Below are 12,441 nucleotides of genomic sequence, written 5' to 3'. Positions count from 1 at the left end.
GAACGATACTTTAAAAAAGAGAATTTTATTATTGCTATTCCTAACAGGAGGAGCTTTGTTCATACTCATACTTCGCCTAGCCTTTCTAAGGCTATAAGACAATCAAAAAGCTGTCTCAAAAGTTTACCTACGACTTTAGAGACAGCTTTGCTTTTAGATTTTATATTATGCCTTCATTTTTTGAATACTATCAATCACAACTTTTATGATTGTATTAAGATCCTCTTGTACAATATTAAGTGGTGGAGATAATGTTAATACATTATTAAAGCCTGCAACAGTTGCACCATTTTTACCTATAATAACACCCTGCTCCTTACATGCAGCAATAACAGCATTTACTTTATCTACTGGTAAAGGCTCCTTCGACGTTTTATCTGACACTAACTCGATACCAATTAATAAACCTTTGCCTCGAACATCCCCAACATTCGGGTGATTACTCAATGCTTGCTGAAGTGCTTGCAAAGTAGCAGCTCCAACCTCACTAGATCTTTCAAACAATGCTTCTCGCTGAAGAATCTCAATATTTTTTAATGCAACCGCACATGCGACTGGTGATCCACCAAATGTATTGACATGACGGAAATAACCGTATGCATCAGAGCCAGTAAACGCCTCATAAACTTCCCGTTTTACCGCTGTAGCTGATAATGGTAAATAGGCACTTGTAATCCCTTTTGCCATCGTAATAATATCAGGTTTAACACCGTAGTTCATAAATCCAAATGGCTTACCTGTTCGACCAAAGCCACAAATTACTTCGTCTACAATCATTAAAGCTCCATGTTTTTTACACACTTCTTCAATGCCTCTTAAATAGTTCTCCGGCGGCATAATGACGCCCCCACCTGTAATAATTGGTTCTAAAATCATTGCGGCTACTGTGTCACTTAGCTCCCATGTCATCGTCTTATCTACAGCCTTGACGCTTGCTAAATCTGCTGGGGCAAGTGTATCACTTTCATGTTCTCGATATTGATCAGGTGGTGCTACATGAATAAATCCAGGAGATAATGGTTCATATTTATATTTTCGTTCCGCTTGCCCTGTCGCAGCCAATGCTCCAAAAGAACTTCCGTGATATGCACGGTAGCGAGAAATAATTTTATAACGAGAGCTTTCCCCTTTTTGTTGATGATACTGACGCGCAATTTTAAACGCAGTTTCATTAGCCTCTGACCCACTATTAGAGAAGAAAATAACATAATCTCCGCCAAGCATTTCATTAATCTTTTCAGCCAGTTCAACTGCTGGTAAATGTCCCTGCGATAAAGGAGCATATGCATTTTTCATCATTTGCTCATGTGCCACATCCGCTAATTCCTTGCGTCCATAGCCTACATTTACACACCACAATCCTGCCATTGCATCGATGTATTCAATTCCATCTGTATCAATAATCCTCGCACCATTTGATTTTTCTACTACATATGTTGCTTGTGGATTGTAGGGTTTCATAGAATGCCATACATATTGTTCATCTTTCTTTAAAATGTCACTTTTAAGATTTACTTGAACCATATCTATACACCTCTTTATGTTATTTTCACTTATTCACATCGTTATTACTTGGGAACGCAAATGAACTTGTCGTATCCTCTGTTTCATCTGGCCAACGTTCAGAAATCGTTTTCGCTTTCGTGAAGAATCGTGCTTGGTCTGGTCCAAACATATGCCCTTCACCAAACTTAGATCGCTTCCATCCGCCAAAGTTGTGATAGCCAACTGGAATCGGAATCGGAACATTAACGCCTACCATACCAACTTCAATTTCTTCTTGGAATTTATGCGCTGCCGAACCGCTGCTCGTAAACATCGTAACGCCATTCCCAAGTTCGTGGTCATTAATTAAATCAATAGCTTCTTGTAAGGTTTCAGCGCCTACAATAATACGTGCAGGACCAAAAACCTCCTCTTTAAAAATAGTCATTTCTGGAGTTATATTATTTAACAATGTCGGACCAAGATAGAAGCCTTTAGATGTTTCACATATTTTTGGATTTCGGCCGTCCGTTACAAGATTTGCTCCTTCCGCAATAGCACCATCGATATATCGTAGAATGGTATCTTTTGATTGCTGCGTAATGACTGGGCCAAAGTCTACCTCGTCATCTGTATATGGACCAACCTTTAATTTCAAGATTTTCTCCTTTAATATTTCTGTAAAGCGTTGTTCAGTATCTTTCCCAACGACAATCGCTCCTGAAATAGCCATACAACGCTGAGACGCCGCTCCGAATGCTGCACCTAAAAAGGCATTAGCTGTTTGCTCTAGGTTTGCATCCGGCATGACAATCATAAAGTTCTTCCCGCCACCAAACGCAGCGACACGTTTATTGTGCTTCGTCCCTGTTTGGTAAATATACTCCGCAACAGGTGTGGATCCAACAAATGAAATTGCTTGTATTTCTTTATTTTCAAGCAGTTCATTAACCGCTTCTTTATCACCATTAACGACTGTCCAAATCCCATCTGGCAGACCTGCCTCTTTCCATAAGCTACTTAAAAATAGTGCTGAGATCGGCACACGCTCAGACGGCTTTAAAATAACTGCATTTCCTACCGCAACCGCCATACTTGTAATCGCCAGTGGAACCATAACAGGGAAATTAAATGGCGCAATTGTTGCAACAACTCCAAGTGGGGCTTTTGCAGAGAAGGCATTAATATTGCCGCCTACATTAACCGAGTATTCTCCCTTCAGCATTTGCGGAGCACTTATTGCCATATCTACGGATTCAATACCACGAACAATTTCGCCCTTAGCGTCTTCCTTCGTTTTCCCACTTTCCTCACAAATCGCTTCAATAAGCTCATCCTGTCTTTCTACTAATAACTGACGGAAACGATGCAAAACCTCGACCCGTTTACCAATCGATGTCTTTTTCCATGATGGGAAAGCTGCCTTCGCTAGCTGGATAGCCTGTTTCACCTCATCTCTAGTCGCTAACGGAACTTGCGCAATGACCTCTCCTGTTGTTGGATTATATACTTCCGAGTAACGACCACTAGTACCTGCTGTTTCAACACCATTGATAAAATGTGATAGCGTTTTCATTTTTTGCTGAACTGTCATAATTTCCCCACTCCTTATTTATTGTTATTCAAAATCCAATTCTTCCTTTTGGAAAATAGAGCTTGCTTCATCTACTGGGTCTGATGACTTTTTCCTTTGTGTAACTAAATAGAAAATCATCACTACTGCCACTACAACACATGTAAATAAAATTTGTGAGCGCATCGATTCAATAAAGAACATAGCGACCAGCAAAGCTGTTATAACCAATATTGTGAAATACGTTAAATACGGGAATAACCACATTTTCACTTTTAATAGCTCGGGAGTTTCTTTCTCAATTTTCCGTCGCATTTTTAATTGTGAAAAAGCAATGATTAAGTAAAGAATCAACGTGATTGCACTACATGAACTAAGTAAAAACATAAATACTTTATCTGGTGAAACATAGTTCATAATAACGGCAATATAAGAGAAGAATGTCGCTGTTAATATGGCATTAACAGGTGCTCCCTTTTTATTTAATTTCAAAAATGCTTTTGGGGCTTCCCCCTTCTCAGCTAAAGAAAATACCATTCGAGATGTCGCATATAGCGCGGAGTTTAAGCACGATAAAACCGCTGTTAAGACAACAAAATTCATGATTTGTGCAGCTGCTGGAATACCGATATAATCCAATACTGCTACATAGGGACTCGTTAAAATATCTGAGGAATGCCAAGGTAATAATGTGACAACTATCGTTATTGATCCAACATAGAAAATCAAAATACGCCAAGTAATTGAATTTGTAGCTTTTGTCACCGCTGCTAACGGTTCGTCAGATTCCCCTGCTGCAATGGCAACAATTTCTGTGCCCATAAAGGAGAAAATAACAATCACTACACCCATCAAGACAGCACCAAAACCATTTGGTAAAAAGCCCCCCTCACCGATTAGATTGGCAGTACCTACCGCATCAAAATTAGGTGCGATACCGAAAATAATAAATGCACCAAGTGCCAAAAAAGCTATAATACTTGTAACCTTAATAAGAGAGAACCAATATTCAAATTCACCAAAAGCTTTTACGGAAACAACATTTGTTAAAGTAAGTGCTACAGTTAATAAAAGACTTAGTAGCCATAAAGGAATCCCATCATACCAATATTGAATAATCGCCGCTGCTGCCGTTGCCTCTAAAGCAATTGCAACAACCCAGAAAAACCAATATAACCAGCCATCATAAAACCAGCCCACGGACCGATTGCTTCATGTGCATAATGCGCGAAAGACCCACTTGTTGGATTGACAGCTGCCATTTCTCCAAGCATTCGCATGACAAGAATAACGATAATACCCGCAAAGATATAAGATAAAATCGCGCCAGGGCCGGCTAAGTTAATCACTGAGCCGCTCCCCATAAATAGACCGGCTCCAATAACCCCTGCAATAGCGATCATCGTCATATGCCTTTTCTTTAACCCTCTTTGTAAATGCGTCTGTTGCTCCATATCTGTTCACCTCTTTTATTAGATTGGATTACCGCTTACAAAAATTTTACATGTTACATAGAAACGAAGGTATAGACAAACTGTAAAATTCTATACATTTGTTTTAAACATAATGTAAAATAGACTAAACATTCTTAAAATAAGGTATTTAAGTTTATTTAAGCAAAAATATCACATCAATAAGAAATCAGGAAGAAGATCTATGTTAAAAGGAAGGGGGATAAAAGTGAGTCAATTTAAGCTTCAAGTGAAGGATGTATTAGAAAATACATACTTTCAAAGTGCGGAGGTCGTAGCTGGTGATGATGGATTATTACGAATTGTAAAATGGGCCCATGTCATCGAAATTATACAAGTAGATAATTTTCTAGCTGGTGATGAACTGGTTTTAACAACAGGGATAAGCCTCCAGCATAGCATAGCGGATTTTATCTTTTTTGTAGAATCCTTAATCAACAAAAATTGCGCTGCATTGTGCATTGAATACGGGACTTCCATACAAACCATTCCAGAAGTAATTGTAGCTCTTGCTAACCGTCACAGCTTCCCTATTATCGTTTTTCATGACACTGTCCCTTTTGTCCGCATTACACAGGATTTACATAGTCAAATTATGAATCAACAATATTTAATGATCTCTACTTTAGAATCCTACTCTCAAACATTAAATAAAAATGCTCTATTAGGGCAAACCGCAGAAGAAATTTTACAAAATATGTATAATGAATTAATGACACAAATTATCTTTTCTATTAAAGGTCGAGAGCCTATCTTTTCTCCAAATATGCCTCATAATAAGCGCCAACAACTATTAACGATGAAAAAATCAGCACCAGTATTTAAAAATGAACCAATCTTTATTTTTGACCAGCATTATGCAGATTTAACGCTCTATAGAGAGGATGGTCTATTCTCAGAGTTTGAATTACTTATTTTAGACCGCACAGCTACTGCATTAGCACAGCTGTTAATGAGAGATTTTTATATTGAAGAGAAAAGGGACATTGAGGATGCCTCTATTTTAGCGGATTGGATCGATCAAAAACTATCGAAAGAGGAAATTTATAAATTTATCGTAACCTATCATTCTAACTATAAACTTTCTAGCGGGGCTGTTTTTATTTTAGCAACTCCTAATGCAGTCTCTAAGGTGCAAGAGGATATTATTTATAGTAAGCTCTACTATCGCAACCTTTTTGAGCAAAATGGATTTATACCATTTTTATTTGAAAGAAAAAGCTATGTCATTTTTATTTTACTCCATACGAAGGATAGTAAATCGAGTCGCGAATTATTAAATACGTTAGTTTCTTCCGTTCAGAAAACTGATTTTTATAAAAAACAAATGGTCCAAGGTTATCAAGTAGCCATTGGCAAAGTCGTTGCAGACGTAGAAGAAATACCAAAGAGCTATCAAACGGCACTCGAAACATTGTATATTTGCAGTAAAGTACAAACAACATCTTATTTTTACGATGATTTACACCTGTATCACCTCATCTATAAATTACAGATGCAAGTCAATTTACAGGAAGTAATTCAAGATTATTTGCAGCCCGTCATTGAATACGACAAAAAATATAACAGTAAGCTACTAGAAACTCTACAAGTATACTTGCAAACGAATGGCTCCAAACAACAAACAGCCAATCAACTGTTCATCGTACGCCAAACACTCTACCATCGCTTAAAAAAGCTTGAAAGTCTCTTAGGGGAAAATTTCATGAAGGGCCACAATCGCATTACACTTGAATTTATGCTGCTTGCTAATTCTTTGATTGAGGATAAGAATTAATTTCTTAGTTGTTGGCGGGTTTAGCGGCGATGTTCGCAGGTTTATCAGCGATGTTCATCGATTAGCACGCTCAACATCGCTTGAGCGTGCTATCAAATTTTAGTTTTCGGTAACTACTCCGCTATATAATCCTGGTCTGCGGTCGTCATAAACTGGAATTCGGCCACGGACTTCATCGACAATCGAAAAGTCCACGTCGATGACAGCTACTTCTTCATCCTCTGCACCAACCCAAAGCACTTCGCCCCATGGTTGAATAATCATTGATTGACCATTGAAGTTTTCTACCTTTCTAGAAATACGATTAACAGCGACCACAAAGCATTGATTTTCAATGGCACGTGCTTGCAGCAATGTTTTCCAATGATCAATACGTGGTGTCGGCCATTGCGCCGGTACGAACAATACCTTTGCTCCCTCTAAGGCGTGAGCACGTAGCCATTCAGGGAAGCGAATATCATAGCAAATCACTCCTGCAGCCTCGATATCTCCAAGAGTAAAGCGATTCATTTCATCCCCTGCTTCTAAATATAAATGCTCGTCCATCAAACGGAAAAGATGTGCCTTGTTATATTCACCTACTAACTCACCATTCTTATCAAACGTATACATCGTGTTGTAAAATTTATCGCCCTTCTTTGTTGAAACAGAGCCACCAACAATGTGTACGCCAAGCTCTTTCGTTAGATCCGATAAAAATGCTTTCGAACGCTCTCCATCCACATCTGCGAGCTCTGGTAATTTTTCAAGTGCATAGCCTGTATTCCACATCTCCGGTAGTACAATAATTTCTGCACCTTGTTTTGCTGCTTCACGAATCTTGTCCTCAGCGCGAGCAAAATTTTCTTCTACTTTGCCAAAGCCTACGTTTAATTGGATACAACCGATTTTCATTGTTATTCCTCCTCTAGACAGTACTTTTCTGTATTTATACTACAATAAATCAACCTTACTTCCATGGTTTAAGCTCAATATTTAGATTAATATTTCTCCACTTAATACTTGAACTGCCGAACCTGCAATAGCAACATCTTCTACTTTTGGTGTAACGTACAATAATCCACCACGTTTTGAAAGCTGTTTGCTAACGATGCTTTCTTTTGATAATTTTGCACACCAGTAAGGTCCTAACGCTCCATGAGTGGAACCATTTACATGGTCTTCATCAATGCCTTGTGCAGGAGAAAAGAATCTTGAGACAATATCAATTCCCTCATCCTTAGAAATGCTTGTAATACAAACACCACGTACAGGGAACTGTTTCATCGCAGGAAAATCAGCTTTAAAATCTGCAATATACTCTTCGTGACTTAGCTCCACTATATAATCCAATTCTGTTTTTCCTACATATGTTGGTTTCAACCCAAGCCATTCTTCAAGCTCCACAGGACATTCAATCTCTTCTAACTGGTACTTCTTAATTGTTATTTTAACTAGTTCATCCAGCCAAATTGCTTGCAAAGGACCACTTAAAGTCTGGAATGTAATTGCCGAGTTGACGGGTACAATCCCTTGTTTCCAGAGTAAAAAAGCGCTAGCGATTGTTCCATGTCCACAAATCGGTATTTCCTTTGCTGGCGTAAACCATCTAAGAAAAAAATCATTATCTTTCTTTTGGACAAAAGCTGTTGTTGGTACGGGGATCTCCTGAGCAATTTTCTGCATAGTCGACTCAGGTATTGTTGAATCAAGTAAACAGACTGCTGCGGGATTTCCCTTGTAAAGTTCTGTAGTAAAAGCATTGACGATAAAATATGAAACTTTGTTCAATTTTTTCACCTCATATATATAATTGGGTCTCTTTTAGTTTTTAGTTAACTGAAAAGGCTCTAGACAATTACTAAAAAAAGTAATATTATGTGCATCATATCTTTAATAATTATTATATTCTGAAAAAGGTGGACATGCATGGAATTCTCAAAAAAACTACAGCAACTCCCAACTCAATTTTTTGCAGCACTTGTGCAAAAAGTAAACGCTGCTCTAGCTGAAGGGCGTGATGTTATCAATCTTGGTCAAGGTAATCCAGATCAACCCACTCCTCCACATATTATTAAAGCATTACAGGAGGCAGCAGAAAATCCACAAAATCATAAATACTCTCCATTTCGCGGCATAGCAGAATTACGCCAAGCAGCAGCAAGCTTCTACAAACGTGAATACAATGTTGACATTGACCCTGAAACAGAGGTAGCTATTCTCGGTGGTACGAAAATCGGTCTTGTTGAGCTACCGTTAGCCGTTTTAAATCCCGGTGATACAATGCTATTACCGGATCCTGGATATCCAGATTACTTATCTGGTGTCGTATTAAGCGATGTTAATTTTGAAGTCATGCCACTTTTTGCAGAAAATGATTTCTTGCCAGATTATAATGCTTTATCCGATGAAATAAAGGAAAAGGCGAAGCTGCTTTACTTGAATTACCCGAATAACCCAACTGGTGGTACGGCAACACTTGAATTTTTCGAGGAAACAGTACGCTTTGCAAAAGAGCATAATATTATCGTATCACATGATTTTGCCTACGGGGCGATCGGATTTGACGGCAATAGACCTATCAGTTTCTTGCAAGCTGACGGTGCTAAAGATGTCGGTATTGAAATGTATACATTATCAAAAACGTATAATATGGCAGGCTGGCGCATTGGTTTTGCAGTTGGTAATCCCGATATTGTTGCAGCCATTAACCTTATTCAAGATCATCTATTTTGTAGCCAATTCCCTGCAGTGCAACAAGCCGCGGCAGTTGCACTTACTGCTTCCCAGAGTTGCGCGGATAAGCTAAGAGCGACTTATGAGCGTCGACGAAACGTCCTGATCGAAGAAGCTCAGCGAATTGGTTGGCAAGTAACAGCACCGAGAGGCTCTTTCTTTGCCTGGCTTCCTGTTCCGCTAGGTTTTACGAGTGAACAATTTGCCGATTTATTGCTCGACAAAGCTGATATCGCAGTAGCTGCAGGCAATGGCTTCGGTCAATATGGTGAAGGCTATGTTCGGGTTGGTTTACTTGTTAGCGAAGACCGCTTACGTGAAGCAATTAGCAGAATTGAAAAATTAAACTTATTTAGCTTATGAACATTTCAATCTCCCTACCTGAGTAGACTCAACCAAAAAACTGTTCCATTAGCTCAAACTTGGCTACGGGGACAGTTTTTTCATTTCACTATCTTTTTGGTTGCTCCCCCCCTTCTTCTAGCGGATTCTTTTTCAACGAAATATTATAATAAAATAAAAAATTTTAAAAATTCGATTGACTTACTATATACTATAATCTATATTAGTTTTATCGGATTTACAAAAAAATATTATAAATCTCTTATCAAGAGTAGCTGAGGGACTGGCCCTATGAAGCTCGGCAACCTCCTTTTTTAAGGAAGGTGCTAAATCCTGCAAACGATCATCGTTTGAAAGATAAGAGAGGACGTTTTTTCATGAGCCTCTCTTAGTTTTTTTAAGAGGGTTTTTTTATTTTTAAAAACCGAAAAAATAACTTTGGAGGTTTTCTCATGAAAAAGAAAAACAAATTTTTACTAGGTTTAGCGAGTCTCACATTGGTAGCAGCATTAGTAGGCTGTGGTACTAAAGAAGATAGTCAAAGTAAGGCTATTAATGAACATAAAATCGTAGTAGGTGTAACTTCTGGTCCACACGAACAAATTGCAGAGGTTGCTGCAAAAGTTGCCAAAGAAAAGGGCTTAGAGGTGGAACTAAAAACTTTCTCTGATTATGTGTTACCAAATACATCGTTAGCCGAGGGTGATCTTGATGTAAACAGCTATCAACACAAGCCATTCCTCGATGCATTTAACAAAGATCACAATACAGATTTAGTACCAGTAGGAAAAACAATTTTAACTCCTATGGGCATATACTCTGAGAAATATAAATCATTAGAAGACGTTCCTGATGGTGCAACATTCGGATTACCAAATGATCCAACAAACGGGGCTCGTGCCCTATTTGTCCTTCAAGAGGCGGGCTATATTAAATTAAAAGACGGAGCAGATTTAACAGCATCTATCCGCGACGTGGAAGAAAACAAAAAGAACTTAAAATTCATTGAATTAGAGGCCGCACAAATTCCGAAGCAGCTTAGTGAAGTAGATATAGCAGCCATTAATACGAACTTCGCTCTTGAAGCTGGCATTGATCCTAAAAAAGACTCCATTCTTTTAGAATCTACGGACTCTCCATATGTAAATTACATTGCGGTACGTGCTGAAAACAAGGACGACCCAACGATTAAGAAATTCGTTGAAGCTTATCAATCTGATGAAGTACGCAAATTTATTGAAGAGGAATTCAAAGGTGCTATAATTCCAAGCTGGTAAGTAACGATTAAGGACCTTTCATAAAATCGAGAATCTGCGAGACTCCTACAGGAAAGCTAGCAGATTCTTGCTTTATAGAAGGACTTAGAAAGGAGATATCACAGTATGATCCAATTAGAAAATATAACAAAAGAATTTAAAACTAAAAAGGGTATTGTCAAAGCAGTAAATGGTATTAACTTACATGTCAAAAAAGGTGAAATTCATGGAGTTATTGGCTATAGTGGTGCAGGAAAAAGTACTCTTATTCGCTGTGTCAATTTATTAGAGCGTCCAACAACAGGAAAGGTATTAATCGATCATGTAGATATTACTTCCCTTTCTCTAAACGACCTTCGCAAAACCCGTCAAAAAATCGGGATGATCTTCCAGCATTTTAACCTCTTAAAAACAGCGACTGTTTACAACAATATTTCGGTACCCTTAAAGCTTCTTGGCTATAACGACTCCGAAGTGAAAAAACGCGTTGCAAAATATGCAGAAATTGTTGGCCTAACAGAAAAATTAGATAGTTATCCTAGCCAGCTTTCAGGTGGTCAAAAGCAACGTGTCGCTATTGCACGTGCCCTTGCCCAAGAACCTGAAATTTTGCTCAGTGATGAAGCGACAAGTGCACTCGATCCTGAAACAACTGATGCTATTCTTGAGCTTCTCTTGAAAATTAATCGTGAGCTAGGCATCACTATTTTACTCATTACACATGAAATGAATGTTATTCAAAAAATTTGCGATGATGTATCTGTTCTTGAATCAGGGACGGTTGTGGAATATGGCTCTGCTATAGAACTATTTTCGAAGCCTCAGCATCCAACGACCCGAAAGTTTTTAAATACCATTTCTCAACGTAATTTATCCCCTTCCCTTATCGAGCAATTAAATGTTTCGGGAAGTGTTATTCGTTTAACATTCCTTGGCGAAAGTACAGGGAAACCATTACTTGCAGAAGTGAGCAAAGTTTATGATGTACAACCAAATATTTTAACAGCCAATATCATTGAATTAAAAAACGGCATTGTCGGTAATATTGTCGTGCATCTACACGGTGAGGCACATATCGTAGAAAAAGCACTTAAGTATTTTGCAGAAAACGGGGTAAGTGTTGAGGAATTAGGAGGCGAATTAAATGAATAGCATTCAAAGCTTCTTTGCAGATTGGTCAGATGTCATTGGGAAATCCATTATCGAAACCTTCCAAATGGTCGGGATTTCATTATTCTTTTCTATTTTAATCGGAATTCCGTTAGGGCTTTTAATCGTTTTAACTCGTCCGGGACAATCGTTTGAAAATAAATTTCTCTATCAATTTTTCAATTTATTTATTAATATTATTCGCTCTGTACCGTTCATTATTTTACTATTCTTCATTTTACCGTTCACGAAGCTAATTGTCGGCACGACTATTGGGGTAAAAGGTGTTATTGTGCCGCTTGTTGTTTATACAGCGCCTTATATTGCGCGACTTATGGAAACGGCACTTTTAGAAGTTGATCCAGGTGTTGTGGAAGCTTATACAGCAATGGGTATTAAGCGTCGTCATATTATTTCGAATGTCTTACTACGTGAGGCTCGCCCAGCCATTATTCTAGGCTTAACGATTGCCACAATCGGTCTTATAGGAGCAACAGCAATGGCTGGAATGGTGGGTGCTGGTGGTTTAGGTGATCTCGCCTACCGTTATGGACATTTACGCTATGAGGTCGATGTGATGTATGCGACAGTGTTTGTCTTAATCATCCTTGTTCAGAGTATTCAATCAATAGGTAACCGCTTTGCCGCGAAGCTAAAGAAAGATTAGTAGGA

General features: G+C 38.4%; 9 protein-coding genes, 1 pseudogene and 1 riboswitch. Of the genes and pseudogenes, 5 read left to right on the top strand and 5 right to left on the bottom strand.

The annotated features are described in order from the left end of the window. Nucleotides 1–165 precede the first annotated feature (165 nt). The 3 genes and pseudogenes from ACIQLB_RS11725 to ACIQLB_RS11715 form a co-directional block, all read right to left on the bottom strand. Nucleotides 166–1,524, bottom strand: coding sequence for an aspartate aminotransferase family protein (locus tag ACIQLB_RS11725; RefSeq protein ID WP_400725518.1), 1,359 nt, complete (start codon nucleotides 1,522–1,524; stop codon nucleotides 166–168). A gap of 25 nt (nucleotides 1,525–1,549) precedes the next feature. After that, nucleotides 1,550–3,079 carry a CoA-acylating methylmalonate-semialdehyde dehydrogenase gene (locus tag ACIQLB_RS11720; protein WP_400725515.1) on the bottom strand — a complete coding sequence of 510 codons (1,530 nt, stop codon included), beginning with the start codon at nucleotides 3,077–3,079 and terminating at the stop codon, nucleotides 1,550–1,552. A 24-nt stretch (nucleotides 3,080–3,103) separates the two neighbouring features. Beyond that, nucleotides 3,104–4,512, bottom strand: a pseudogene (locus tag ACIQLB_RS11715) (amino acid permease). Between the two features lie 226 nt (nucleotides 4,513–4,738). Between ACIQLB_RS11715 and ACIQLB_RS11710 the strand changes: the two are divergent. After that, nucleotides 4,739–6,307: a PucR family transcriptional regulator gene (locus ACIQLB_RS11710; RefSeq protein WP_400725512.1), complete on the top strand. Its 1,569-nt coding sequence runs from the start codon at nucleotides 4,739–4,741 to the stop codon at nucleotides 6,305–6,307. Nucleotides 6,308–6,406: 99 nt separating this feature from the next. On the opposite strand, the gene ACIQLB_RS11705 is transcribed toward ACIQLB_RS11710, so the two are convergent. Continuing rightward, nucleotides 6,407–7,201, bottom strand: coding sequence for a carbon-nitrogen family hydrolase (locus tag ACIQLB_RS11705; RefSeq protein ID WP_400725509.1), 795 nt, complete (start codon nucleotides 7,199–7,201; stop codon nucleotides 6,407–6,409). 81 nt (nucleotides 7,202–7,282) lie between these two features. After that, complete coding sequence (locus tag ACIQLB_RS11700) at nucleotides 7,283–8,077, bottom strand: PhzF family phenazine biosynthesis protein (RefSeq protein WP_400725506.1); 795 nt, start codon at nucleotides 8,075–8,077, stop codon at nucleotides 7,283–7,285. A 138-nt stretch (nucleotides 8,078–8,215) separates the two neighbouring features. On the opposite strand from ACIQLB_RS11700, the gene ACIQLB_RS11695 reads away from it, so the two are divergent. The 4 genes from ACIQLB_RS11695 to ACIQLB_RS11680 all read left to right on the top strand — a co-directional run bounded on the left by ACIQLB_RS11695 (nucleotide 8,216) and on the right by ACIQLB_RS11680 (nucleotide 12,436). Then, the gene (locus ACIQLB_RS11695; RefSeq protein ID WP_400725503.1) at nucleotides 8,216–9,385 is read left to right on the top strand and encodes a pyridoxal phosphate-dependent aminotransferase; all 1,170 of its coding nucleotides are present in this window, start codon (nucleotides 8,216–8,218) and stop codon (nucleotides 9,383–9,385) included. Nucleotides 9,386–9,623: 238 nt separating this feature from the next. Continuing rightward, nucleotides 9,624–9,728: riboswitch (SAM riboswitch) on the top strand. 88 nt (nucleotides 9,729–9,816) lie between these two features. Beyond that, complete coding sequence (locus ACIQLB_RS11690) at nucleotides 9,817–10,641, top strand: MetQ/NlpA family ABC transporter substrate-binding protein (RefSeq protein ID WP_400725500.1); 825 nt, start codon at nucleotides 9,817–9,819, stop codon at nucleotides 10,639–10,641. Between the two features lie 105 nt (nucleotides 10,642–10,746). Then, a complete protein-coding gene (locus ACIQLB_RS11685) occupies nucleotides 10,747–11,772 on the top strand; it encodes a methionine ABC transporter ATP-binding protein (protein WP_400725497.1) in 1,026 nt (341 codons plus the stop codon). Next, nucleotides 11,765–12,436, top strand: coding sequence for a methionine ABC transporter permease (locus ACIQLB_RS11680; RefSeq protein ID WP_400725494.1), 672 nt, complete (start codon nucleotides 11,765–11,767; stop codon nucleotides 12,434–12,436). The genes ACIQLB_RS11685 and ACIQLB_RS11680 overlap by 8 nt, the downstream gene beginning before the upstream one ends. The last annotated feature ends 5 nt before the right edge of the window (nucleotides 12,437–12,441 follow it).

Origin of the sequence: Lysinibacillus sp. NPDC092081 (assembly GCF_044755845.1) — a bacterium.
GTDB lineage: Bacteria > Bacillota > Bacilli > Bacillales_A > Planococcaceae > Lysinibacillus.
Note: the sequence above shows the minus strand (reverse complement) of the source record. Positions and strands in the feature narration are given on the sequence as shown.

Excerpts from the sequence above, each read along its gene's own strand:
- ACIQLB_RS11680 (WP_400725494.1), top strand. The coding sequence starts at position 11,765 with ATGAATAGCATTCAAAGCTTCTTTGCAGATTGGTCAGATGTCATTGGG.
- ACIQLB_RS11690 (WP_400725500.1), top strand. The coding sequence starts at position 9,817 with ATGAAAAAGAAAAACAAATTTTTACTAGGTTTAGCGAGTCTCACATTG.
- ACIQLB_RS11695 (WP_400725503.1), top strand. The coding sequence starts at position 8,216 with ATGGAATTCTCAAAAAAACTACAGCAACTCCCAACTCAATTTTTTGCA.
- ACIQLB_RS11720 (WP_400725515.1), bottom strand. The coding sequence starts at position 3,079 with ATGACAGTTCAGCAAAAAATGAAAACGCTATCACATTTTATCAATGGT.
- ACIQLB_RS11705 (WP_400725509.1), bottom strand. The coding sequence starts at position 7,201 with ATGAAAATCGGTTGTATCCAATTAAACGTAGGCTTTGGCAAAGTAGAA.
- ACIQLB_RS11725 (WP_400725518.1), bottom strand. The coding sequence starts at position 1,524 with ATGGTTCAAGTAAATCTTAAAAGTGACATTTTAAAGAAAGATGAACAA.
- ACIQLB_RS11685 (WP_400725497.1), top strand. The coding sequence starts at position 10,747 with ATGATCCAATTAGAAAATATAACAAAAGAATTTAAAACTAAAAAGGGT.